The organism is Rhizobium sp. SL86 (assembly GCF_026672545.1).
Lineage (GTDB): Bacteria > Pseudomonadota > Alphaproteobacteria > Rhizobiales > Rhizobiaceae > Neorhizobium.
On the sequence record NZ_JAPPRJ010000002.1, the window covers coordinates 41370 to 64978 of the forward strand.

General features: G+C 61.2%; 21 protein-coding genes. 9 read left to right on the plus strand and 12 right to left on the minus strand.

Annotated elements, in window-relative coordinates:
* Window positions 1–5 precede the first annotated feature (5 nt).
* Together OU993_RS12465 and OU993_RS12470 are read right to left on the minus strand one after the other, a co-directional pair.
* On the minus strand, window positions 6–455 hold the full coding sequence (locus tag OU993_RS12465) for a DUF305 domain-containing protein (protein WP_268157809.1): 450 nt from the start codon (window positions 453–455) through the stop codon (window positions 6–8).
* A gap of 518 nt (window positions 456–973) precedes the next feature.
* Window positions 974–2230 carry an SfnB family sulfur acquisition oxidoreductase gene (locus tag OU993_RS12470; RefSeq protein WP_268157811.1) on the minus strand — a complete coding sequence of 419 codons (1257 nt, stop codon included), beginning with the start codon at window positions 2228–2230 and terminating at the stop codon, window positions 974–976.
* Between the two features lie 443 nt (window positions 2231–2673).
* On the opposite strand from OU993_RS12470, the gene hpaR reads away from it, so the two are divergent.
* A complete protein-coding gene (gene hpaR / locus OU993_RS12475; RefSeq protein WP_268157813.1) occupies window positions 2674–3165 on the plus strand; it encodes a homoprotocatechuate degradation operon regulator HpaR in 492 nt (163 codons plus the stop codon).
* Here hpaR and OU993_RS12480 read toward each other — a convergent pair.
* From OU993_RS12480 to OU993_RS12515, 8 genes are all read right to left on the minus strand, one after another.
* Window positions 3162–3656 (minus strand): RES family NAD+ phosphorylase, encoded by a 495-nt coding sequence (locus tag OU993_RS12480; protein WP_268157815.1) that lies wholly within the window; start codon window positions 3654–3656, stop codon window positions 3162–3164. The two genes, hpaR and OU993_RS12480, sit on opposite strands and share 4 nt — an antisense overlap.
* An 8-nt stretch (window positions 3657–3664) precedes the next feature.
* Window positions 3665–4015, minus strand: a complete 351-nt coding sequence (locus OU993_RS12485) for an antitoxin Xre/MbcA/ParS toxin-binding domain-containing protein (protein ID WP_268157817.1) — start codon at window positions 4013–4015, stop codon at window positions 3665–3667.
* Between the two features lie 97 nt (window positions 4016–4112).
* Window positions 4113–5096, minus strand: a complete 984-nt coding sequence (locus OU993_RS12490; RefSeq protein WP_268157819.1) for a phosphotransferase enzyme family protein — start codon at window positions 5094–5096, stop codon at window positions 4113–4115.
* 2 nt (window positions 5097–5098) lie between these two features.
* The gene (locus OU993_RS12495; protein ID WP_268157821.1) at window positions 5099–6382 is read right to left on the minus strand and encodes an aspartate aminotransferase family protein; all 1284 of its coding nucleotides are present in this window, start codon (window positions 6380–6382) and stop codon (window positions 5099–5101) included.
* 3 nt (window positions 6383–6385) lie between these two features.
* Window positions 6386–7744, minus strand: coding sequence for an aspartate aminotransferase family protein (locus OU993_RS12500; protein WP_268157823.1), 1359 nt, complete (start codon window positions 7742–7744; stop codon window positions 6386–6388).
* A 13-nt stretch (window positions 7745–7757) separates the two neighbouring features.
* A complete protein-coding gene (locus tag OU993_RS12505) occupies window positions 7758–8408 on the minus strand; it encodes an HAD family hydrolase (protein ID WP_268157825.1) in 651 nt (216 codons plus the stop codon).
* Entirely contained in the window at window positions 8405–9673 is a 1269-nt protein-coding gene (locus tag OU993_RS12510) for a Tm-1-like ATP-binding domain-containing protein (protein ID WP_268157827.1), read from the minus strand. The genes OU993_RS12505 and OU993_RS12510 overlap by 4 nt, the downstream gene beginning before the upstream one ends.
* A complete protein-coding gene (locus tag OU993_RS12515; protein ID WP_268157829.1) occupies window positions 9625–10449 on the minus strand; it encodes an IclR family transcriptional regulator in 825 nt (274 codons plus the stop codon). The genes OU993_RS12510 and OU993_RS12515 overlap by 49 nt, the downstream gene beginning before the upstream one ends.
* Before the next feature lie 246 nt (window positions 10450–10695).
* Between OU993_RS12515 and OU993_RS12520 the strand changes: the two genes are divergently transcribed.
* Together OU993_RS12520 and OU993_RS12525 are read left to right on the plus strand one after the other, a co-directional pair.
* Window positions 10696–12147, plus strand: coding sequence for an APC family permease (locus OU993_RS12520; RefSeq protein WP_268157831.1), 1452 nt, complete (start codon window positions 10696–10698; stop codon window positions 12145–12147).
* Between the two features lie 58 nt (window positions 12148–12205).
* The gene (locus OU993_RS12525; protein ID WP_268157833.1) at window positions 12206–13687 is read left to right on the plus strand and encodes an aldehyde dehydrogenase; all 1482 of its coding nucleotides are present in this window, start codon (window positions 12206–12208) and stop codon (window positions 13685–13687) included.
* 86 nt (window positions 13688–13773) lie between these two features.
* On the opposite strand, the gene OU993_RS12530 is transcribed toward OU993_RS12525, so the two are convergent.
* Window positions 13774–14694 carry a LysR substrate-binding domain-containing protein gene (locus tag OU993_RS12530; protein ID WP_268157835.1) on the minus strand — a complete coding sequence of 307 codons (921 nt, stop codon included), beginning with the start codon at window positions 14692–14694 and terminating at the stop codon, window positions 13774–13776.
* Between the two features lie 107 nt (window positions 14695–14801).
* On the opposite strand from OU993_RS12530, the gene OU993_RS12535 reads away from it, so the two are divergent.
* The 5 genes from OU993_RS12535 (at window position 14802) to OU993_RS12555 (ending at window position 21566) form a co-directional block, all read left to right on the plus strand.
* Window positions 14802–15695 carry an MBL fold metallo-hydrolase gene (locus OU993_RS12535; RefSeq protein WP_268157837.1) on the plus strand — a complete coding sequence of 298 codons (894 nt, stop codon included), beginning with the start codon at window positions 14802–14804 and terminating at the stop codon, window positions 15693–15695.
* Between the two features lie 591 nt (window positions 15696–16286).
* Window positions 16287–16793 carry a sigma-70 family RNA polymerase sigma factor gene (locus OU993_RS12540; protein WP_268157839.1) on the plus strand — a complete coding sequence of 169 codons (507 nt, stop codon included), beginning with the start codon at window positions 16287–16289 and terminating at the stop codon, window positions 16791–16793.
* Window positions 16794–16890: 97 nt separating this feature from the next.
* Complete coding sequence (locus OU993_RS12545) at window positions 16891–17826, plus strand: FecR family protein (protein ID WP_268157841.1); 936 nt, start codon at window positions 16891–16893, stop codon at window positions 17824–17826.
* Between the two features lie 114 nt (window positions 17827–17940).
* Window positions 17941–20343 carry a TonB-dependent siderophore receptor gene (locus OU993_RS12550; protein WP_268157843.1) on the plus strand — a complete coding sequence of 801 codons (2403 nt, stop codon included), beginning with the start codon at window positions 17941–17943 and terminating at the stop codon, window positions 20341–20343.
* Window positions 20340–21566 (plus strand): MFS transporter, encoded by a 1227-nt coding sequence (locus OU993_RS12555; RefSeq protein ID WP_442792982.1) that lies wholly within the window; start codon window positions 20340–20342, stop codon window positions 21564–21566. The genes OU993_RS12550 and OU993_RS12555 overlap by 4 nt, the downstream gene beginning before the upstream one ends.
* 473 nt (window positions 21567–22039) lie before the next feature.
* Here the strand turns inward: OU993_RS12555 and OU993_RS12560 are convergent, their stop codons facing one another.
* Window positions 22040–22930, minus strand: coding sequence for a SphA family protein (locus OU993_RS12560; RefSeq protein WP_268157847.1), 891 nt, complete (start codon window positions 22928–22930; stop codon window positions 22040–22042).
* A gap of 498 nt (window positions 22931–23428) precedes the next feature.
* Between OU993_RS12560 and OU993_RS12565 the strand changes: the two genes are divergently transcribed.
* Window positions 23429–23578 carry a hypothetical protein gene (locus OU993_RS12565; RefSeq protein ID WP_268157849.1) on the plus strand — a complete coding sequence of 50 codons (150 nt, stop codon included), beginning with the start codon at window positions 23429–23431 and terminating at the stop codon, window positions 23576–23578.
* Window positions 23579–23609: the final 31 nt, after the last annotated feature.

Genomic DNA, 23609 nt, shown 5'->3' on the forward strand with positions numbered 1-23609 from the left:
GAAGTCTATTGGTGAGCGTTCTGCGCCGTCTTCGCTTCGGACGGATCGATCTGCGTTGGCACGGCCTTGGAGGCGGGAAGCGGATCGCCGAGGATCATGCGCATGGCGGCGATTTCCTGCTGCTGCTCGACAATGATCTCCTGCGCAAGCCGCTTCAGATGCTGGTTGTCGCCGTAGCGCAGATAGGTTACGGCCATGTCGATCGCTCCCTGATGATGGGGGATCATCATCTCGATGAAATCGCGATTGATATCGCCCGTCGGCTTGACGGCCATGTCGTTCATCATCTTCACCATCGCCGCGTCGTTTTCCTGCAGGAACGGCGTCTGGTCCGTGATGCCGGAAAGAGCCTGATGGTGATGCGACGACACATCCTGCGCAAAGGCCGACACCGATACGATGGCAAGCAGCGATGTGGTGACAAGAACATGCGTACGGCAAAAAACTGCGGTCATTGTCATCTCCTGATCAATCTCGAAGAGTTCAGAAGGGTAGACATCGCAGACTGCGGATTATTCCAGGCGGGGCGAAATTTTTCCTGCGCTCCTCGCCACGGTCCATTACTCCGCCCGCACAACGCGGCGACCGTTTCGCTTATCTTGGAAAAGGGACGGTAGCTGCGCCTTGGCCCGTCATGGCGCCGTTCGGATGTTTCTTCAGCTTGGCCAGCCACTTGAGGGCTTGCGGCCAATGATCAGCGCACTGCGTGATCCGAACACGGAGGCTGAATGAGAACGGGCTGCTGGGCGAGCAGTGCACGAGGCGGCAGGACTGCGGCTGCGGGCCCGCCATTGGCAGTGCTCCGCAGTGGATACAATTGTCGACCTTGTGGCGGACAGTCGATCGGCATGTGCAGGTGGGCACATCGGATTGCTATCAGTCTCAACACATCGGCAACCGGACCACGCATGGCACTGGCCCCTTCGGTCAATCCCCTGGAAATGCCTGCGTCTCCAGGGGAAGTCTGCTGTCGTCAGATCCACGAATGTATCGGAGGGGCCTGACCGTTCAGGTAATATTGGCCGATCGCATGAAATTTCCATCGAACCGGGTCGTGGAGCGTATGCGTCCGCGCGTCACGCCAGAGGCGATCGAGATTGAGTTTGCCGAGCGTTGAACGGGTTCCGACGAGTTCAAACAGCTTGTTCGATGCAAGAAGGGCAAGTTCAGTTGACAAGACCTTCGCCTCCGCAACCGCGATTTTGGCCATTCCTATTGTCTGTTCATTGGCGTTGGCAATCGCGGCATCGAGTTGCCGGCCTGACCGTTCCAGCATCAGTTCGGCAGCATGGTAACGGATTTTCAGGTCTCCGATCGCCGCGATGGTGTAGGGATCATCCGCTGCGCGTCCCTGGCCGCTATCGACCCAGGGGCGAGCATAGGCGTTGATCAGTTCAATCGTGGTCTCGATGGCGTGCTTCGCAATACCGAGATCAATCGCCGCATGGATAATCTGACTTTGCGGACCGACGGCGCTGGGGTGTTCGTAGACAAGGTGGGCGGGCAGCACTCGAGACGCTGCAACCCGCACATTTTCAAGAAGGACGGTGCCGCTGGCGGTCGTGCGCTGGCCGAAACTGGACCAATCATCAACCACGGTCAGTCCGCTTGTCGCTCTATCGGCTATCGCAACAAAGACATGACCGCTTTCATCCAGAGCCACGATCGGCACCAGGTGGGCAAACAGCGCGCCAGTCGAGTAGAACTTCTCTCCCGAGACAAGGAAATCATCCCCTTCACGCACCAGTCGGGTCTTCATGTCTTCGACATTCTTGCCATTGAATTCCGAAAAGGCATTGCCAAGCCTATGCCCTGCAAGGACCTTGCCGAACAGGTCCCGCTTCTGTTCTTCGCTGCCCGTCAGGCGAATGACGTCGATGATTTCGAAGCTGCTCTGCGGCATCTGCGCCAGCGAGGGATCCGCCGAAGCCAGCAACATGAAAACCCTGGCAAGGGTGACCTGCGAGACACCAGCACCGCCGTATGCTTTGGGTATCGTAATACCCCAAAGGCCGCTCTGCGAAAAAACGTCGATCTCTTCGAACGGCAAGCGTCTGTGCTTGTCCCTTGAGGACGCGTCGGCCAGAAAGGTCACGCGCAAATCTTCAGCAATCGCGATTGCTTCCTCGTCGCTGCTGATGACATGGGCATGTTTTTCTGGGGGAGATGGTGCCCAATTCGAAGTTGGCACGCGCTCTGTAGCCTCAACGACTGTCGACGTAGTGTTCATGTTACTGTCTCTTTGATTTGATTAAAGGGTTCTAATTCCACACTCTCGCCCGAAGACTTGCGATTTCTAAGCCGAGCGTGGACCTGACAGATCCGAACCCACGTTATTCTTCGTGCTCGGACAAGCTGGAGTGTCAGGAGGAAATATTGCCCGTCGATTGCGGTCGATGAGGCTTTCATGTCATTTGCAGCACTTCGTGCGCTGGCACACCCAAGTCGTCGACGCATTGCGCAGGCTCCCCGAGTTTGCGAGATCAAGCCTTTCCTCGGCCAGATGTGGCAGCTCAAGGTGTGTTCGATTGACCGATGCTGACATGTCGATAAGCGACCAAGGCAATGGCCAATTGCATCCTCCTCGTTTTTATCTGGGCCGACCGCCGCCTCTTGGCGTCCCTTGCTGCCAAAGGATTGGCAAATGGCCGGGATTGTGGTCATAGGTCTGGTATGACCCAATCCGACTCTACCCGTACGAAGTTGGCGCAGGATGCGCTTTTACCCCGCAATACCCGCCGCTCGTTGCCAATTGCTCTGCTGCGGGCACGCGAAGCGGTGATGGCGCATTTCCGGCCCATGCTCGCCGCCCACGACCTGACGGAACAGCAATGGCGCGTCATCCGCATTCTCGGCGAGAACGGCATGGTGGACGCCTCCGAAGTGGCCGAACGCGCCTTCATTCTGGCCCCTTCTCTGACCCGGATGATCAAGACACTGGAAGAGCGCGGCCTGATCGAAAAGGACAAGGACGAGGCGGATGGCAGGCGTGTGCTGTTGCGCATCGCGCCCGCCGGGCTTGCCGTCATCAACGAGGTCACGCCCGAAAGCCGGGCAATCTACGAGGCACTCGAGCGAAAATTTGGCGTTGAGAAGATCGATCTTCTGCTGGATCTGCTGGGGGAACTGGCCGACACCATGGATGCGGGGAACACAAGCTCCTAACGAAGACGGTTCTCGTCATCGATCAGCGTGAGGCGTGCCGGCGGCTCCGGCCCCCACTGAAAGAGCACGAGATTGAGGTTGCCGGCGGTCGCGCCAGCGGCAAAGCTGCGCACCAGCAGACCCTGGTAGCCCTGTTCGAACAGCCGCCGTGCAAAGGTCTGCGTTCTGGCTTCGCCCGTCGCCTTCATGGCATCGCGCCAGACGGGATCGGCAAGTGCGGCCGTATCCATATCCCATGCGTGCAACGCCTCTTCGTCAAGGCTGTCGAACAGGCGCTCGATCTTAGCCCTATAGGACACCAGCGTGGTCGGCTGCAGACTTCCGACCTGATTGGCCTCCCGAATGGCGGTCATGATCGACAGTGACGTATAAAGCGCCTCCATGCCCTTCGGATTGAAGCGGCCGCCATAGAGCGCGGCTCCGCGGCCCGACAAAGGTTCGCGCGCATAAACCGGGTTCAGCGCCCGATACAGAAATCCCTCAAAGGACATCAGCGCAATCAGGCGTGGACACCCGCGTCGACCGCATCAATGTAATCGAGCACGTCCGTGGCGCGTCCGTCGCGCACCAGTTGCATGGCCGTCAGGCCGGAAAAGCCAGAAAGCGGTTCCGACCGGTACCAGGCATAAGCCATCAGGGCGGAGCCGAAGCGCGGTTCCACCTTGTTGAGGATTTCCGCTACTTCGCGCAGACGCCGCTGTGTCCGATCGGACTGAATGCGGTCCTTGCGTTGAACGGCATCCTTGCCAAGACCCGCCGCACGAGCGATGTCCTCGCTCGTCGTTTGCAGTGTCTCTGCAATCTTGCGGGCCGAAAACAAGCCATTGTCGGCGAACTGAGCCAGTCCCATGACGTCACCTGCCTTTTCACGAGCCGCACTTACTGACGCATTATAGCGTCAGAAAGAGAGGCGTCAACGTATGGCTGTGAGCATCAGTCATGGTCGCTCACAGGACCTGCTCTGCCAGTTCCAGAGCATCATCGGCATATTTCTGCGTCTTGTGCGCCATTTCCGGCCGGGCTGCCGCCCAGCCGATATAGGTCAGGCTGCGCATGACCGTGAACAGCGGCAGAAGCGCCAGCGCCGCATCCGAGAGGCTGCGGCAGGACCGGTATCCGTCGATCAAAGCCGCTTCCAGCGCCGGATAGTGCGGCTCGATCCGGTTCTTGAGCAGCGCCGTCGCCAGATCGAACAGACGGTAGCCATAGCCGCAATCGTCGAAATCGATCAGCCCGATCTCGTCGCCGTGGACCATGACGTTTTCGCGCACGCCATCGGCATGGATCAACCCGTAATCGAGCCCATCCGTCCCGACTTGCGCCAGATGCTCTAGAAGCCTTGCCCGCAGGCGGCTAAGCCCGTTTCGACTTTCAGGCGAAAGGCCCTCGCAATCCCAGAACCGTCCCCAGAGGGGCGCTTCCCCCAGCAGCCCGCCGCGATCCCAGGCGGGGCGTACGAAACTGTCGCCGCCCTTGAACCGGTCGGCGCTGTCATGCAACCGTGCCAGCGTTGCGCCCAGGCGGAAAAACAGCGCCTGCGCCTCCTCTGAACCATGGGCGAGCGGATACCCGCTTTCGCCCAGCGGCGCGCCCTCCATCCAGCTGACGAGGCTGGCAAAACCCGTCGCGCCATCCGTACCGCATTCGGCCAGCAGCGTACCGGACAGCGTTGGCTGCGGGGCAGGCGCGCGAGCACCCTCCCCGACCAGATGCGCCACGAAAAGCAGTTCGGAGAGAATCGCATCGCGGCTGTGATAGCCGGGTCTGTGCAGCCGCAGCGCCGCATAGGCCCCATCGGCGAGGCGAACGCGGAACACCGCATTCTCCCGATATTTGATCAGCCGGGTCTCCGTCCCTTCAAGACCCCAATGGGCGAGCGCGCGGCCGGCGCGCTCGTGCAGGTGACGAAGGAAATCATCCGTGTTCATCATTGTCAGAGACCGGACAGCACGTCGTCGAGGACGGAGAGCATCAGGTCCGCATTATCCTTGGAGAAGGGCATGGGCGGCCTGATCTTGGTGGCGTTCTGCTGCACGCCGAGTTTGCCCATCAACACGCCACGCTCGCGCATCGCGTTGATGACGCGGGTGGCGATCTCCGCCGCCGGTTCCTTTGTGGCCCGGTCGAGCACAAGTTCTGCCCCGAAAAACAGGCCGGAACCCCGCACATTGCCGATCAGATCGTGTTTTTCGCCAAGCTTTGTCAGCCCCGCACGGGCATATTCGCCCACAACCCGCGCATTTTCCATTAGCTTCTCGTCTTCCAGCACATCCAGCACGGCGCTTGCGGCCGCACAGGAGACGGGATTGCCGCCGAAGGTGTTGAAATACCGGAAGGCCTTGCGGAAAGCGTTCAGCGTGTCGGTGCTGGCCACCACGCCGCCAATCGGGTGGCCATTGCCCATCGGCTTGCCCATGGTGACGATATCGGGCGTGATGCCTGCATATTGGTGGCCCCAGAAATGGGTGCCGGTGCGCCCGAAGCCTGGCTGCACTTCATCACAAATCAGCAGGCCACCCGCCTTGCGCACCGCTTCGGCAGCCGACACCAGGAAGCCCGGTGGCAGTTGCGGGAAGCCTTCGTTGGCGAAATAGGGGCATACGATCAGAGCGGAGAAGCCGAAAGGCGATGTCTTCAGGTCTTCGATGGCCTCGTTCAGCGCCTCGGTCCAGGCGCGGGTGAAAGCCTCGCCGCCCTCGCCGCCCAGAGGACGATAACCATCGGGCGCCGGGACATGCCGCACATGGCCGCCATACCCGCCCACGGGGGGCATGCGGATCGACAGCTGCGAGACGGCCGCGGTATTGCCGTGATAGGTGAAATTGGTGGCAATCACCCCGGTCTTGCCGGTCACCGCCTGCGCCATGCGCAGTGCCACATCATTGGCCTCCGAACCCGTGCAGGTCAGGATCGCAGTATCGAGACTGTCATCGAAGGTAGCCGTCAGCCGCTCGACATAATCGAGAATGCCCTCATGCAGGTAACGCGTATGGGTGTTGAGCGTGGCAGCCTGGCGGGCAATCGCCTCAACCACCCGCGGATGGCAATGCCCGACATGCGGAACATTGTTGTAGCTGTCGAGATAACGGCGCCCATCCGCATCCCAGACCCAGACGCCTTCGCCTTTCACCAGATGCACCGGATCATTGTAGAAGGTGGAGACATTCTTGCCGAGAAGCCGTTCGCGGCGGGCAAGCAGAGCTGCATTGTTCGACATGGTTTAAACTCCTGCGGCAGCGGATAACCCTGCATCGAGCGCGGAAAGGATACGCTCGACATGTTCGGCGGTGATGATCAGCGGCGGCGAAAGGATGATGTTGGAGCCGGAGGTGCGCACCATGACACCCGCCTCATAGGCGGTGTCATAAACCTTCTGCACCACCTGTTTGGACGCGGCGGCCTTGGTCTTGCGGTCGCTGACCAGTTCCAGCGCGCACATCAAGCCCTTGCCGCGCGCGTCGCCCACCAGTTCATGCTTCTCCTGGAGCAGGAAAAGACCGGCCAGCAGTTCCTCGCCACGCACAGCAGCATTGGCGGCAACATTCAGCCGCTTCGTTTCCTTCAGCGTCGCAATGGCGGCAGCGGCACCGACCGGATGGCCGGAATAGGTATAGCCATGGCCGATGGAACCGAGGCTGCTGTCGCTGTTTTCGAACACATCCGCCACCTTCTGCCCGATCATCACCGCGCCGAAGGGGAAATAGCCGTTGGTGATGGCCTTTGCGGTGCACATCAGGTCAGGTTTCACGCCCCAGAGGCGTGAGCCCGTCCAGGAACCGGTGCGCCCGAAGGCGGTGATGACTTCGTCGGCGATCAGGAGAATGCCATGCCTGTCACAGACCGCCCGCATCAGCGGCATGAAGGTCTCGTGCGGCACGATGACACCGCCGGCTCCCAGCACCGGCTCCATGATGAGCGCCGCAATCGTATCGGCACCCTGGAAGGCGATTTCCTCCTCGAACTGGCGCGCGATGGCGCTGGCGATCTCGGCGCCGTCCGTGGTGTTGAACGGGTTGCGGTAGGTGAAGGGTGCGGGCAGGTGGTAGACGCCCGGCAGCAGCGGCTCATAGGCACGGCGGAAATTGGAATTGCCGTTGACGGACGCGCCGCCAAAATGGGTGCCGTGATAGCCCTTCTTCAGGGCAATGAACTTGGTGCGTTCCGGCTGGCCGTTCAGCTTGTGATACTGGCGGGCAAGCCGCAGCGCCGTTTCGACCGAATCCGATCCGCCCGAGGTGAGGAAGGAGCGCACCAGCCCATCCTCCTTGAACCAGTCCGCCAGTTCATAGGACAGCTCGATCAGTGGCGAGGTCGTGGTGCCGCGAAAGGCCGAATAATAGGGCAGATCGTCGAGCTGCTCGCGGATCGCCTGTTTCACCGGATCGCAGGAATAGCCGAGATTGACGTTCCACAGGCCGCCGACTCCATCCAGCAGGCGCTGGCCATGAACATCGACAATTTCCACGCCATCCGCGGCAGCCACGATGCGCGGCGGATGTTTGCGCATCTCTGCCGGATGCGCCATGGGATGCCAGAGATGGCGGGCGTTGTTTTCCATCAGGAAATTGGAATCACGCATGGGAAATATCCTTTCAGAGACCAAGCATGGAAAGCGCACGCGCGTAGCCGTCCGCCGGCTGCGTCACGTCAAAATGAACATGGGGGAGACCGACCGCTTCGGCGCCCTCGATATTTTTCGCCTGGTCGTCCACGAACACGCAGGCCTCACGGGGCAGGCCCAATTCGGCCAGCACCAGTTCATAGGCGCGCGGATCGGGTTTGAGGATGCCGGTATAGGTCGCATCGACGATGACATCGAAGAGATCGATCAGCGGGAAGCGGCGACGGAACTCGACACCGTAGAACAGGTCCAGCTCGTTCGAGAGGATGGCGAGACGCAACCCCGCCTTCTTCGCGGCAAGGATGGCATCGCGCGCCTGCGGCCGCAGCACCAGATCGGCCTCCGCTCCCCGCGCCCGCTGCACGAAGGTCTTCATGTCCGTCCAGTCTTCCCCCACCAGGCGGCCAACCTCGCGGGTGCGCTCCATCCAGTAATCGCGCTCGGTGATCTCGCGATTTTGCATCGAAACCCAGAGCGGATCGCTCGCCGGGTCGAAGGGGCCGCGCCAGGTGAGCGTTCCCGGTGCAAGGCCAAGTGCGCGTTCGGTCACGTCGTGGGTCTCGAAGAGTGTGCGCGTCACCACACCTCCGAAATCGAGGATAAGGGCTCGGGTCTCGTTCATGGCTGGCCTTTCGGAATGACGCCTTCGGCAACCCAGGCGTCGAATATGGCGAGTGCGCGTTCGGCAAATTCCGGCGCGTTGATATGCGCATCCACCCGTTCCAGATGAATGTCATCCGGCAGGCTGGTGCTGATTTCCTCGATGAAGGCGATGTGACCGTCCGGGTCGTGGAGCGGCTCGCCCGCGCGGTCCCATTCCTGCACGCCGGTCAGCGGCAGCAGAAAGGCGCGAGGCCCCTTTCCCTTCATCAGCTTTTCGGCAACCAGCCTGGCCAGTTCCCGACGCTTCTCGACCGTGGAGGTCACCGAACCGAGCAGCCGGTTATGAACGTGATAGGGCCGGTCGGCGAAATGGGCGGGCATGACCTGCCAGGCCGGCAGATCGATCATGTCGATGGCGCCCGGTGCCACAATCTGCGGAATCCCGGCCAGGCCGGCGTTCTCCAGACGATCCGCCCCGGATGTGACGACGGTGCCGTGATGATGATTGGACACCTCCTGGATGCAGAAATCCATGACGGCAGCAAAGCCGCGCTTGGCGGCAATGGCTTCGAAGGCGCGCCCACCCATGCCGGTGGAATGGAAGACGGCAACGTCATAACCGCGCGCTTCGAGGGCAGGTTTCAGGATCTTCATGTAGCTGAGGCAACTGCTGCCAAGCGAGGTCATGCCGACGAGCGGCTTGTCCTTACGTGGTTTGCAGCCATGCCTCGCCGCACCGACGATGGCGCCTGCCGCCTGGGAGAGAATGCAACGGCAGATCTCGTTGAGGCCGTAAAGCCCGCCCGACCACAGGATCGTCATCAGGTCTGGCGAAATGCGCTCCGGGGGCAGAAGATGGGAATGGGCAATGGTGGAAATCAACAGTTTCGGCACGCCGAGCGGCAGAACGGCGGCCACGTCAAGCGCCAGATCCGTCCCCATGGAACCGCCCAGAAGCACCGTGCCACGGATCTCGCCTTCCAGATACAGTCTTTCGGCAAGGGCCATCGCGCCCGTTGCCATCAGCGCCATGGACGTATTCTCATCGCCCGAATGGATGATGTCATCCATCGAGACACCGGCGGACTCCGCAATATCGAAGCGGGAGTAATCCGGCACATAGGGCGGATCCTTCAGGACGCTCACGTCCATCATCACCGGTCGTCCGCCGGCCTGCCGCACCGTCTCCGCAATAAAGAGAAGTTCGGCGCTTTTCGTATCGCCTGTCCCGACAATCAGGATTGCGATATCGCTCGGGTCTTCGACCTTTCTGCTGTCATCCATTCCGTTCTCCCGTGCCGGTCCTGCCCGGTCTTCTGGGTTCCCCATAATGCCCTCTCGATGGAGCGGGCGATCTCGGCGGCGTGTGCCCCGAATTCCTCAAGTTTCGCGCGATCGACACGCATGGCCGGTCCGGCAACCGCGATGGTGCCGCGCGCCCTGCCCTTGGCGTCGAGTATGGCAGCGGCAGCACTCATCACACCCGCTTCGTAGCCGCCTTCACTGATGCAGTAGCCGAGCCGCCGCCCTTCATTCAGCCGTTCGCGCAGCTGATCGGTCGAGGTGGCTGTGGCAGCAGTGAATGCCGTCAGCGGCGTTGCGAATGTTGCCTCCAGTTCCGCCGGGCCGAGGGTCGACAGATAAGCAAGTCCGGATGCTGTGGCATGAAGCGGCAGCAACTGACCGGGATCGATGATGACCCGGTGCGTATAGTCGCTCATCTCGACATGTACAGTCGCTAGCCTATCGCCCGCCGGCTCCGAAACATGAACGGTCTCACCGGTCGTTGCGACCAGTTCGCGGGCAAAGGGCGCAACGATGCTGGCGAAGGGATAACGCTGCTCGCGGATGCGGGCGAGCCGCACCGGTGCCGAACCCAGGCGGTAGCGGCGGGTGAAAGCGTCCTGCTCCACGAAGCCGAACCGCGCAAGCTCCACCAGCATGCGACGGGTCGTTGCCTTGTCCATGCCCGACGCCGTCGCCATGTCGGTCAGGCCGGGCTCCGTGCGCATGTCCGCCAGTGTGTTCAGAAGATGCATTGCCTTCGCAATCGTGCTCATCGGTTCCCTCGCGCGATCCGCGCCTGTGTTCGGCGCAATGGTTCTAGGCCCTTTTGATTTCGCAGCGGCTAGATACTTAACATGCGAAATATCTTGACAGGTGCCCGTTCAGTTTGCAAGTCTATATTTGAAGCTAGGGTTCAAATAATGAACCAATAAGCGACCGTCCAAGAAAATCAACAAGAAGCTGGACGGGTGACTGGGATTTCCAAAGTCAACTGGCGACAGAAGAGGGGAACTCGACACATGGACGCCATCCAAACTTCGACACCCGGTGCGAACCGGCTTAAAAAGAACACACTCGGCACGGCAGCGGTGACCTTTCTGGTCGTCTCGGCTGCAGCACCGCTCACGGCGGTCGCCGGCGGCGTGCCGCTCGCCATGCTGCTGGGCAATGGTGCCGGCATCCCCGGAACCTTTCTGCTGGTGACGGCAATCCTGCTGATCTTTGCAGTGGGATACGTCGCCATGGCCCGGCATATTCGCAATGCGGGGGCCTTCTACGCCTATACCGCCCAGGGGCTTGGCGGCGCCCTAGGCGGTGCTGCGGCCCTCATCGCCATTCTCGCCTACAACGCCATGCAGATCGGCGTGTTTGGCATGTTCGGCGCGGCGACGTCCGGGCTTCTGGCCAGCCTTGGCCTGACACTACCCTGGTGGGTCTACACCTTCATCGGCATTGCAGCCGTGGGCGTGCTCGGTTACCGGCGCGTGGATTTTTCGGCGAAACTGCTGACCGTACTTGTCGTGCTGGAATATGCCGTCGTCCTCGTTATCGATGCCGGCATTCTGCTCAAGGGCGGCGACAGCGGCCTTACCGCGAGCCCCTTCACGGCACCGGCATTCTTCTCCGGCTCCCCGGCTATCGGCATCCTGTTCTGCTTTGCCGCCTTCATCGGTTTCGAGGCCACGACGATCTACAGCGAGGAAGCGCGCGAACCGCACCGCACGGTCCCCCGCGCTACCTATATCTCCGTTCTGATCATCGGCCTTTTCTACATGCTGACGAGTTGGCTGATGGTCATGGGCGAAGGCGCAGACAAGCTGGGCGACAGTCTGAAGGGCCTTGCCGATCCGACCACCTTCCTGTTCGTGCTCGCGGAACGTTATGTCGGCTCCTGGATCGTGACGCTCATGCAGGTGCTGTTCGTCACCAGCCTGTTTGCGGGCGTTCTCGCCTTCCACAACGGCGTTGCCCGCTACATCTACGTTGCGGGCCGCGAAAAGCTGCTTCCGGCGTCCGTCGGCGTGACCCATGATGTCTTCCAGAGCCCGCATGTCGGATCGCTGGTCCAGACGGCCATCGCCATGGTCGTCGTGGCGTTCTTCGCCTATGCGGGTCTCGATCCGGTGCTGGCGCTGTTTTCCTGGCTGACCAATGTCGCAACCCTTGCCATCATCGTTCTGATGGCCATGACCGCCTTCTCCATCCTGGTCTTCTTCCGCCGCAATCCGGGGCTTGAATCGAACCCCTTCTCCACCACCATCTTTCCGGTGGTCTCCGGCGTGATCCTGACGGTGCTCGTCTACTTCATCGCGGTCAACTTCGGCGGCCTTGCCGGAGCAGAAGGCGCATTGGCGGTGTTCCTGCCCGCACTGGTGCTGATTGCTGCGGTAATCGGCCTCCTCCTCTCCCTCCGGCTCAAAGCCGCGGACCCGTCGGCCTACGCCAGGCTGGGCGCCGGTCAGGCAGAGTGAAACCGGCAGCAGGCGCGCCCACTGCGCGCCTGCGCAACCTCCAACAAGGACGACCACCATGCAGGAAGAGATCAATCGCCTTCGCGACCAGAGCATTGCCGCTCCTTCGCTTTTCATCGACGGGGCATGGCGCGAAGCCGAAAGCGGTGCGCGGATGGACGTCATCTCGCCCATCGACGGCAGGATCATCACCAGCATTGCCGATGCCGACCGGAGCGATGTCGATCTCGCCGTCACGGCGGCGCGCCGCGTCTTCGAAAGGGGCAGCTGGTCGAAGGCTGCCCCTGCCGAACGCAAGAAGGTGTTGCTGAAGCTGGCCGACCTCGTCGACAGCCATGCCCTGGAACTGGCGGTGCTCGGGGTACGCGACAACGGCACCGAAATTTCCATGGCGCTCAAGGCCGAGCCCGGCTCCTGTGCCCAGACCTTCCGCTACTACGCGGAAGCCATCGACAAGCTCTATGGCGAGATCGCCCCGACCGCCCCCGGCATTCTCGGGCTCGTGCACCGCGAACCGGTTGGCGTCGTGGCGGCGATCGTTCCATGGAATTTCCCGATGATGATCGCGGCGTGGAAGATCGCGCCGGCGCTTGCGGCGGGCAATTCCGTGGTGCTGAAGCCGGCGGAAGGCGCGTCGCTGACCTTGCTGAAGCTTGCCGAACTGGCCAGCCGGGCGGGCCTGCCGGATGGCGTGCTCAACGTCGTGACCGGGCGCGGCGCGGTGACGGGCGAAGCGCTCGGCATGAGCATGGATGTCGACGTGCTGGCCTTTACCGGCTCCGGCCCGGTCGGACGCCGGCTGCTGGATTACTCCGCCCGCTCCAACCTGAAACGCGTCTATCTGGAGCTTGGTGGCAAATCGCCGAATATCGTCTTTGCCGATGCGCCCGATCTCGGAAAGGCGGCCCAGGTTTCGGTCAACGGCATCTTCCGCAATTCCGGCCAGGTCTGCGTCGCCGGATCGCGGCTTCTCGTCGAAAAGCCGATCCATGCCGAGTTCTGCGCCAAACTCGTCGAGCTTGCAGCCGGATTGCGCGTGGGCGATCCACTCGATCTTCAGACGCAGGCCGGTGCCGTGACCAGTGACGTGCAACTGGCCAAGAACCTTTCCGACGTCGAAACCGCCCTTGCCGAAGGCGCAAGGCTGCTGGGCGGCGGCAAGCGGATTCTGCAAGAGACCGGCGGCTTCTATATGCAGCCCACGGTGCTGGAGGCCACGCCGAGCATGAGCATTGCCCGCGAAGAAGTGTTCGGCCCGGTGCTGACCGTCATCCCCTTCGAAACGGAAAGCGAGGCCTTGCAGATCGCCAACGGCACCGATTACGGCCTTGCCTCTGCCGTGTGGACCGGCAATCTTGCGCGCGCCCATCGCATGATCCGGGGCCTGAAGGCCGGTGTGGTGCATGTCAACACCTATGGCGGCACCGACATTACCGTGCCGCTCGGCGGGGTGAAACAGTCCGGCAATGGCCATGACAAGTCGCTGCACGCCTTCGACAAGTATCTCGACCTCAAGACCGCCTGGATCGACCTGACGTAAGGTCAGCCGGCTGAAGTCGTTCCGGCCTGCTGACAGGCAAACCGATCGGTCTCCCGGCTCCTGCATCAATATCAGGGGCCGGAATCCTACCTGTCGGCGCGGCCGCCGCGGCGCCGCTCCCGTTCAGCCGCAACGAGCAGGTCCAGGAAGACGCGCACCTTGGCAGGCCGGAACCGTGCCACGGGGAAAACGGCGTGAATGCCCCCCTCGGGCAGCGACCATTGTGGCAGGAGTTGCACGAGCCTTCCTGCATCGAGATCCGGCTCCACGAGAAAATCAGGGAAGACCCCCAGGCCGATACCTGCCAGAGCGCAGGCATAGGCCGCCGGCGTCTTGTCCGTCTTGACGATGGAGCCGGGCTCGATCGTCATCGGCGAGCCGTCACGGGAAAAGGTCCAGCGCAGCGCATTCCTGAGAGCCCCATTGGCGATCCAGGGACGATTTTCCAGGTCGGCGGGTTCGTTGACGCTGCCGATGCGTTGCGCGAGCGCCGGCGTCGCCACCAGCAACTGCCGGAAACTGCCCAGCCGGCGCGCTGGATGGCTGGAATCGGCAAGCCAGCCCACCCGGATCGACAGGTCGAGCCGTTCGGCGACGATATCACTGATCTGATCATCGAAGGCCACGTCCACCCGCATGTGCGGATAACGGGCAAGATAGGCGGCAATGGTCGGTGCCAGCACGGCGGAACCGTAATCCAGCGGTGCCGCCAGCGTCAGCACGCCACTGGGCTCGATCCTGTGCTGCGAGACCTCGGCATAGGCCGATTCCGCGTCACGCAGGATCTCCGTGCAGCGCTCATAGAAGAGCCGCCCCTCCTCGGTTGCCCGCAGGCGGCGGGTGGTGCGGGTGAGGAGCGTGACCCCGAGTTCCTTCTCGAGCATCGCCACCTGATGGCTGACCACCGCCTTGGCCACACCCAGCCGATCACCGGCGGCCGTGAAGGAGCCGGTCTCCAGGACGGTGGTGAAATAGATCAGCCGGTTCAGATTGAGGAGGTCGTTCACGTTATTGTTCGATCTATTCAGACAGTCTGTACGAATGACCGATATTTATCACTCAAGCAAGATCTGGGATGCAGCGAACATCAACATCAAACGCTCGAGGAAGCCCGATGATCAACCGTCGCGATGTCATGAAACTCTCTGCCGCCGCCGGCCTTGCGGCCCTTCCGCTCACCGCAGCCAGAGCTTCCAGTGCCGCGCTCGACTGGACCTATTTCCAGGCCGACGAAAGCGGCTTTCGCCGGACCCCCGTGCTTCTCGCCGGCCAGAAGCAGGCAATCCTCATTGATGGCGGCTTCACCCTGTCCGATGGAAAGGCAGTTGCTGAAGCCATCAAAAAGACCGGCAAGCGGCTGACGACCATCTACGTGACCTGCAACGATCCAGATTATTATTTCGGTCTTCGCCCGGTGGTCGAAGCCTTTCCCGACGCAAAGGTGATTGCGAAACCGGCCACCGTCGCCGCGATCAAGGCCAATATCACCGAAAAGCTCTCGGTCTGGAGCCCGCAACTGAAGGAGAATGGTCCTCAGACGCTGGCCGACGTCGTCATCCCAGAAATCTCCGAGGCGACGTCGCTTGAACTCGAAGGCACGCGCATCGAGATCGTCGAGATTGGCGACATGCACGACCGGCGCTACCTTTACGTTCCCGCCCTGCAGGCGGTGTTCGGCGGCGTCCTGGTCGATTCCGGAATTCATGTCTGGGTCGCCGATACCGCGACGCCGGAGAGCCGCGCCGCCTGGGTCAAGGCACTGGACGGCATCATCGCCAAGGCACCGAAGATCGTGGTGCCGGGCCATCAGATGGCCGGTGCGCCTCAGGGCCTCCAGGCTGTGACGTTTACGCGCGACTATCTCCTCGCCTTCGAGGAAGAGATGAAGAAGAGCAAGGACAGCGCAGAACTGATTGCCGCGATGACCCGGCGGTATCCGGCCCTTGCCGACGTCTCGTCGCTGGAACTTGGCGCCAAGGTTGCCAAGGGGGAGATGAAATGGGGTTGAGCCCCGACCTCATCGGGCCGGCATGTTGCCGGCCCGACCCTGGCCCGCAATGTTGGGGGCCAAAACAAAAATCGCCTTCGGCAAATTCGGAGCGGTTCAGGCCCTTCAAACCATGATGCGGACTCGCGACGAGAGTTCACGATCCGGTTGATTTTACTGTATGATTTTACAATATTCTTGTTTCGCTCCCAATTCAGAAAAAGCTTTCCTTCAAGGCAAATACGCGTATCGCTGCGGCAGTTTTGCGCCGACAGCGAATTCTTCCCCTAGAGTTTCGCTTCGCTCCACCGGAACAGACTCCAGGCAGCAACGTCGGTGCATGCGCGGCGTTTGCCGCCGGCCCTGCCCAGAGCTTCTCAAGCCGTCTGTTTACAATGTCTCGCCAGCGGGTTTGTAACGCGCGGGTCTGGCGGCTCAAAACTGCGCTTTGACGGCGGGGGCGTGGCATTGCGACAACGGGCCGGGGCTTCGGATCATTCCGGCCGGTACGGCGCTTGCGGAGGCGCCGACTATGATCTAGAAGAAAGATGATCGCAATACTCAACATAAATGGACGCCCGGCGTTTCGGGCGCTGTAGAAGGAAACGGCCGATGACGGAGCTGTTGCTGCGACTGCTCGACGATCGGCAGGAGGGACGGCTGCAGCGCTTCTTCCGCCGTCGCCTCGAAAGCCGCGAGGATGCGGCCGACGCAACGCAGGAGACGCTGCTCAGGGTGTTGGAAGCGTCGCACGGCACATTGATCGAAAACCCTCAGGCCTATCTTTATCAGGTTGCGAAATCGGTGGCGCGCATCACCATCGCCCGACGGTCGAGAGATGCCATTCTGTTCGTCGCGCCGGAGGAAGGCGTCGACCAGCCCGACGAGGCTCCGCTCGCCGACCGTATCGTCATGGCCCGCCAAGGCCTGTCGATCATGGCCCGCGCCATAGAGGAACTGCCGACGCGATGCCAGCAGGTGTTTATCCTGAGCCGCCTGCGAGGTCTTTCCAATGGCGAAATCGCCGTTGAGCTCGGTATATCGCGCAATATGGTCGAGAAGCACATCATCCGGGCGTTGATGCATTGCCGCAAAACCCGGTCAGCGTTATTGCTCTGACAGACCGTCGAGAGTTGCGACCCTTTCGTCTTCTGTCCAGTGACGGCGGTTCGTCTTGGTCTCGCGCTACCCGACGTCGCAAATTAGGCCGTTTAGCATGCGCATAGGCAAGCCCGAGATAGACGATCAGACGGCAGAGGCTGCGGCCGGATGGGTTGCCCGTTTGCAATCGAGCGATGCAACCGATTCCGATCGCCGCGATTTTGACCGGTGGCTGGACGCGGACCCCTCCCACCGTCCGGCCTATGAGGAGATGCGAGACCTGTGGTCGGACCTCAAGGGCCTTTCACAGGCGCCGCGCAAACGGTCATCACGAAAAGCGGCAGCCTCGATCATCGGACTTTGTCTCCTCGCGGCAGCGGCAGCGATCCTTCATATCGGCGGGATGACGGATCGATGGCGGGCCGATTATTATACCGACGTCGGCGAAGTGCGGACGGTCACTCTTCAGGACGGAACGCGAGTCGACCTCAACAGCGACACTGCCATCGTCGTTCATTATTCGCAGTCCGAGCGGCGTGTTGACCTGTTGCGCGGCGAGGCCTTTTTCGACGTGGCGAAGAACGCGGCGCGGCCCTTCGTCGTCGCGGACGATCGCGTTCGTGCCCAGGCGCTTGGCACACGCTATTCCATGCGGGTGCCGCCTTCCGGTTGGGGCGAAGAGGTGCAGGTCGAGGAAGGCCACGTCGAAGTCGCCACGAGCGCAGACAGCAAAGTCCTTGAGGCAGGCGAGGTTGCCACACTTGGCAATGATGGCAGGCTCGCCGTCACCCGGCGCGATGTGACGAGCGATACGGCTTGGCGCGGCGGGAAGCTGGTTTTCTCCGGTCGGCCCCTCCGCGAAGTCCTGGCGACGCTCGACCGCTATCGGCACGGGCGTATCCTCTTACTCGACGATCGTGCAGGCTCGCTGGCGGTTTCCGGCATCTTCGATCTCGCCGATACCGACAAGGCCTTGCGGATTCTCGAAGAAAACCTGCCGCTCTCCGTAACGCGCATGCCGGGCCTGATGGTCATTGTCAGAGCGCGATGAAGATTTTCCGTTCGTCGACGTCAGGAGGCACCGGCCCATTTCACTCTTAGTCTTCAGGGGAAGGCGACGCCGCAAGGTTCGCCTTTGGAACTGTGACGTGTGAAGGGGGCCGGAATGGCATCGAAGACGAAATTGGATATGCGGCGTTGGTTCAACACGAGCGGATTGCTCGGGCTGACACTGCTTTTTGGCCTCAGCGCCACGGAGGCCCGCAGCAACGGCGTGATCGCCACGGATCCGGTTTCGGTCTCCATTCCCGCCGATACGTTGGAGAGCGGCATTCTTTCCTTCGGCCGGCAGGCCAATATCCGGCTTCTCTATCCGACGGCGATCACGCGCGGCAAGACGACGGCTGGCGTTTCGGGCCAGTTGTCGGCTGAAGCGGCCCTGCGTCAGTTGCTCGGAGGGTCCGGCCTTTCCTACAGTTTCGCAAGCCCGGGCACGGTGCAGATCTTTGATCCGGTGGCGGCAACGGTTTCGCAGACCGTCGGTTCGACGGTGCTTGCTCCGGTGCTTATCGAAGGTGAGTTCGAAGGCGCAGCGGGTATCGTTGCAACCGATGGCTATGTCGGCAAGTCCGGTCGCACCGCCACCAAGACCGACACGCCCGTTGCCGAAACACCGATGTCGGTGTCCACCGTGTCTCAGAAGCAGTTGCAGGACATCAAGCCGCAGAACCTCTCGGAGGCGGTGAACTATACGCCGGGCGCCCGGATAGGCCAGTATGGTGCGGAACCACGTTTCGACGCCTTCAAGGTGCGCGGCATCGATCTGTCCACGACCGGCATCTTCCGTGACGGTTTACGGCAGGTCAGCAGCCAGAACGGCAGTGCACGCCTCGAGCCCTACGGTGTCGAGGCTGTAACCATGCTGCGCGGACCGGCGGCATCCCTTTATGGTGCCAGCAGTTCGAGCGGCATCGTCGACATCATTTCCAAGCGGCCCACCGAAGAGACGATCCGCGAGGTCGAGCTGCAATATGGTTCCTTCGGTCGCGTACAAGGCGCCTTCGATCTTTCGGGCACGGTCAACGACGATACGACCATGCTCTATCGGCTGACCGGCGTCGCCCGCGACGGCCGAAACGAGATCAGCGCCATCCAGGACGACCGGCTCTTCATCGCACCCGCCTTCACCTGGCAGCCGGACGACGGAACTCGCCTCACCTTTCTCGGCGAGTATATGGACAGCACCACGGGCGGCACCTGGGGCTACATCAACAATTACGGCAGCGACGGCAAGTCGGTCGGCGCCATCCCGGTCTATGGCGGCGATGCTCGCTTCAACGATTTCAGGCAGCAACAGTGGCGTGTGGGCTACGAGTTCGAGCATGCGCTCACCGACACTGTGACGCTCTACAGCAAGGCGCGTTATTCCGGCCTATCGGCCGACCAGCAGTGGGTCTTCGCGAACTATCCGGGCATCACCATCGAGGACAATGAGGGCCTGTCTGCCGATACCTACCTGAAGATCGCGTTCGAGACCGGCGCTGCAAGCCATACGCTCCTGACGGGCGTCGACTTCAGCCACATGTCCTACACGTCGCGGCAGGGCAGCGGACCAGGTCTCTTCACCGACAGCTTCACCTATGTCCCTGATGTCAGCCTCGTCCTGAAACAACGGATGAACACGGTCGGCCTCTATGCGCAGGACCAGATTGAGATCGGTGGATGGCGACTGACCGTTGGCGTGCGACATGACTGGCTCGACACCGAATATCAGGCGCAGACCGTCGGCGCGACGTCAGCGCCCGTCTATGACGGCGACGATACGAAAACCACGGGTCGTCTCGGCCTCGGCTACGTCTTCGACAACGGCATCATGCCCTATGCCAGCTACGGCACCTCATTCGTCGCCAATCCGGGCGTGATCATCACGACGGGAACCGTCACCGGTCAAGCCGAACCGACCGTCGGCAAACAGTACGAGATTGGCGTCAAATATGCTCTGCCCGATCACAATGCCATGATCAGTGCAGCAGTCTTCAACATCGATCAGGAAAACGCGACCGTCTACGAGACGTCGTCCGGCATAAACCTCCTGCGCCAACTCGACCTGCGCTCGCGCGGGATCGAACTGGCGGCGACGGCTTCGCTGGACAATGGCTGGAGCGTCATCGCGGGCTATTCCTACAATCGGGTCGAGATCACGACGCTCACGCCGGAGACCCTTGGAAATCAGCTCAACTCGTCACCCTACCATGTCGCTTCGCTCTGGCTTGATCACGAGTTCCAGAACAACACGCTGGAGGGGCTCGGGATCGGTGCAGGCATTCGCTACGTCGGCTCCAGCTTCGGCGACAACGTGCATACGCCGATACTCGACAACGAAGCGCGTACGTTCGTCGACGCGACGCTGCGCTACGATCTGGGCAAGGTCAATCGATCCTTTGCTGGCATCAAGCTGCAGGTCAACGCCACCAACCTTCTGAACGAGGTGAAGCAGGTCTGCACAACGGGCTTTTGCTACTATGACGAAGGGCGCAAGGTCGTAGCCAGCCTGAAGTATCGATTCTGATGGCCTTGCAGCCGGCGAACGATCGCGTGCCACCAGTCGCGATCCTGGTCGCGATCGGTGGATTGTATGTCGCGCAGAGCGTGATCGGCGGCCTGACCATGCTTGGGTTGCCGGCGGTGCTGCGTGCCCAGGGTATGGCGCTCGACCAGATCGGCCTTCTCTATTTGGTCGTCCTACCCTGGTCGGTGAAGGTCCTGTGGGCGCCGACGGTAGAGCGATACCGCCTGCCGGCCTTCGGCCGGAACCGGTCGCCAGTCATCGTGCTTGCCGGGTGCCTGATGGCAGCGGCGGGGCTCGCCGTCGTGGCCTTCATCGGACCGGCACCGCTGCTGCCCGTAATGGTCGTACTCTTTGCTGTGGCCATCGTCACCTCGACAGTCGATATTGCCTGCGACGGCTATGCGGTCGAGACGCTTGCGGAGCGCCATCATGGATGGGGCAACGCCGCCCAGGTCGGCGGCTCCTATCTGGGCTCGGCGATCGGGGCCGGGCTGTTCCTGGTGCTGGTTGCCCGAACGGGCTGGACCGCTGCAACAGTTGTGATGGCGCTGACGGTGGTGGCGCTGAGCTTGCCCTTCGTTTTGGGGCCTGCCCAGCGGTCGATGCCGGTGAACCGGACCCATACGCCATCTCTGAAAGCGGCACTGTCCAGACGGGAAGTACAAAATGCCATCTTGATTGCTGCCGTCTTCTCAGCCTCGCAACGCTGGGGCCTTTCGATGCTGGGCCCTTTCCTCATTGATCAGGGGCTCGATCTCGCGACGATCGGTGCGCTCAATGGCATAGGCTCCATGATCGTGGGCGTTGGCTGCGCCCTGTTCGGCGGAGCTTTGGTACGATGGTGCGGCGCAACGACCGTGCTGTTGCTTGCCATCGGCTTTCAGGCCGCAATGCTGATCGGCTTTGCCGTCGGCGATGCGTCGGGCCATATTCCGCGATCGCTATTGATGGCCGCGGCAGTTGTCAGCTCTTCGGGGATCATGTCCATCGGCTTCGTCGCCCTCTACGCCCAGTTCATGGGTTGGTCCGATCCGAAACAGGCCGGCATCGACTTCACGATCTTCCAATGCACCGACGGCGTGGTTGCGATCGCGGGTGGGGTTGGTGCCGGCCGGATCGCTGAACATCTTGGTTATCCGGTCTTCTTCTCGATTGCCGCCGCGGTTTCCCTTGCCGCCGCAGCAGCCATTGGTCGTCTTGTCCGCCGGCCGAACCATGGCTAACCCGGATAAATGAAATCTCTAGCTGACTTCGGCTGACGTTGGGACGACGAGAAGGCCGCCGCAGCGGATCCACCGCCCGGCTTTCATTGCCCTCAAATCAACCCCAGACTGATAATACGCGCAACGTCACACACCAACCATTCAAGAGCGCCAAGGCCGTGACGCGCGGCCCCGTCGAGGCTGCTTGATACACGCCGGATCAATAGTCCTGGAGAGACTGTCAGCGGCCCTGCAAATGACCGGTTTCGCCCGAGGAGATCAGCGTCGCGCCAAATTGGCGGGACTTTCAGCGTCCCTTTATCAATCTGTTGCGATTTTTTCGATAGGGCGGCTGGCTGGCGGCAAGGCATCGGCCTGCCGGAAACCGGCGCGCGTATGGTAAGTTTATTCTTACTTATCTGGAAAGCGTCATACGCGCGTCGGACGTTGCGGGCTCTGTGTCGTCACGTTGACAACAGTCCCTGCAGCGATTTTCAGAACTTCGTTGCGAAGTTGATCCAGAAAATGTCCCCCTGGGGACGATTTTCGGCAACGACATCATGCTGCCACGAAGCGCTGACCTGCAGGGCGGGGTTGAACGAGTAGCTGACGGACGGACCGATCGCAAAACCCTTGCCCCGGTGTCCGTCGGCCGGCGCGGTGGGGCCGCTGTCGTCCGTCAACTGCTGGAGATAATAGCCGACAGCGCCGATGCGCCATTTGTCGAAGTTCCAGCCCACGGCATAATCGACGACCAGTTCATTTCCGGTCGTGTAGTTCGTGTCGGTGTTCTCCGTGTTGAAGATGACACGGGCAACCACACCCAGTTCAAGCCCCTGCGGATCCGAGTAATGATATCCCAAGGCGGGCTGAAACGACCAGTGATTGAGGCCGGGACTTGCCGGGTCCTTCACGTCATATTTGCCGGTGGGCGCGGAAATATCCATGCCGACAGAAAACGTGTTGTAGCGATCGGGATGCCAGGTGACGCCAAGGGTTCCGGTGATGTCGGCAAGGCCGAACTCCTGCGCCGACGTATAGGGAAGCGACAGATCGACGTTTACCAGCGGAACGACCAACTGCGTCATGATATGACCACCGGCAAGCTCGATCGGTGTCACGTACAGGAAACGCAGTGTCTCGACAGTGGTCTTGACGTTGAAATCGATCGGCAATTCGTTGCCGTTGCCGTCGTTCAGGCGACTGGATCGATAATGGTTCGACTGCGACAGGAAATACAGCCCCGGGAATGGCGGAAAGGCGCCGGCAAAGAACTGCGATGCTCCTGGGCCGTATTGCGTATTGCCGTTTTCCGCCGCCTGGGCGGGACACAGCAGGATCGTGGACAAGCCAAGCGCAAGCCCAAGTGTCTTCATTTGCATCATTCATCCTCCTCACATGAACAACGGCGCAAATGTCTGCTAAGGGTGCAACATGGATCATGCGCGGCGCCGCGGGGCGCTGCGTCCGGTTGTTGCCGGCATTTTGTGATTTCCGTCCCCCTGGCGTCCACCTCGCCACCGGCAGTCTCTGGATTTGCGATCCGAGTTGCCGTTCGTGAGAGCTAGGTAAATTATTGATAATTGTAAAATTTTTAAATTGAATATCTCGTATTTTCAAAATCTATGGAATAGTTCCTGACTATTGACATCAATATTACCTAAAGTTGATTGCCATTGCGCTCTTCCATTCTGAAACGCCTTCCATTCACGGGAGTGATACCAGCAATTCAACGATCTCATTTGGCACAAAACACACGAGCGATTAGTCGTTCCTTTCACGGATGACGTTCTGCTGCTTGAGGAGCCACGGCAGCGTCCCGCTCATTGCCGACCCAAGCCGGGCCCCTGAACACGGTTTCATCCATTCGAGCCAGAACTGCGTTGAACAGCAACGCCGCCAAGCTGATGAACCGGCAGCAGCCTTGCGAGACGTTGAAGCGCGCTGCCCGTGGCGTGCGTGAAGCGCAAGCCCAACGCGGCGATGAGGAGAGCCGCGCCGGCATGACACGCGTCCAGCGATATTTCGGTTGAGGTCCAGGCCCGTCCGGCAGCCGTTGCCGCA

What these genes read in the sequence shown, in the direction of transcription:
- OU993_RS12465 (WP_268157809.1), bottom strand. Translation starts at nt 455, where the DNA reads ATGACCGCAGTTTTTTGCCGTACGCATGTTCTTGTCACCACATCGCTG.
- OU993_RS12470 (WP_268157811.1), bottom strand. Translation starts at nt 2,230, where the DNA reads ATGAACACTACGTCGACAGTCGTTGAGGCTACAGAGCGCGTGCCAACT.
- hpaR (WP_268157813.1), top strand. Translation starts at nt 2,674, where the DNA reads ATGACCCAATCCGACTCTACCCGTACGAAGTTGGCGCAGGATGCGCTT.
- OU993_RS12480 (WP_268157815.1), bottom strand. Translation starts at nt 3,656, where the DNA reads ATGTCCTTTGAGGGATTTCTGTATCGGGCGCTGAACCCGGTTTATGCG.
- OU993_RS12485 (WP_268157817.1), bottom strand. Translation starts at nt 4,015, where the DNA reads ATGGGACTGGCTCAGTTCGCCGACAATGGCTTGTTTTCGGCCCGCAAG.
- OU993_RS12490 (WP_268157819.1), bottom strand. Translation starts at nt 5,096, where the DNA reads ATGATGAACACGGATGATTTCCTTCGTCACCTGCACGAGCGCGCCGGC.
- OU993_RS12495 (WP_268157821.1), bottom strand. Translation starts at nt 6,382, where the DNA reads ATGTCGAACAATGCAGCTCTGCTTGCCCGCCGCGAACGGCTTCTCGGC.
- OU993_RS12500 (WP_268157823.1), bottom strand. Translation starts at nt 7,744, where the DNA reads ATGCGTGATTCCAATTTCCTGATGGAAAACAACGCCCGCCATCTCTGG.
- OU993_RS12505 (WP_268157825.1), bottom strand. Translation starts at nt 8,408, where the DNA reads ATGAACGAGACCCGAGCCCTTATCCTCGATTTCGGAGGTGTGGTGACG.
- OU993_RS12510 (WP_268157827.1), bottom strand. Translation starts at nt 9,673, where the DNA reads ATGGATGACAGCAGAAAGGTCGAAGACCCGAGCGATATCGCAATCCTG.
- OU993_RS12515 (WP_268157829.1), bottom strand. Translation starts at nt 10,449, where the DNA reads ATGAGCACGATTGCGAAGGCAATGCATCTTCTGAACACACTGGCGGAC.
- OU993_RS12520 (WP_268157831.1), top strand. Translation starts at nt 10,696, where the DNA reads ATGGACGCCATCCAAACTTCGACACCCGGTGCGAACCGGCTTAAAAAG.
- OU993_RS12525 (WP_268157833.1), top strand. Translation starts at nt 12,206, where the DNA reads ATGCAGGAAGAGATCAATCGCCTTCGCGACCAGAGCATTGCCGCTCCT.
- OU993_RS12535 (WP_268157837.1), top strand. Translation starts at nt 14,802, where the DNA reads ATGATCAACCGTCGCGATGTCATGAAACTCTCTGCCGCCGCCGGCCTT.
- OU993_RS12540 (WP_268157839.1), top strand. Translation starts at nt 16,287, where the DNA reads ATGACGGAGCTGTTGCTGCGACTGCTCGACGATCGGCAGGAGGGACGG.
- OU993_RS12545 (WP_268157841.1), top strand. Translation starts at nt 16,891, where the DNA reads ATGCGCATAGGCAAGCCCGAGATAGACGATCAGACGGCAGAGGCTGCG.
- OU993_RS12550 (WP_268157843.1), top strand. Translation starts at nt 17,941, where the DNA reads ATGGCATCGAAGACGAAATTGGATATGCGGCGTTGGTTCAACACGAGC.
- OU993_RS12560 (WP_268157847.1), bottom strand. Translation starts at nt 22,930, where the DNA reads ATGATGCAAATGAAGACACTTGGGCTTGCGCTTGGCTTGTCCACGATC.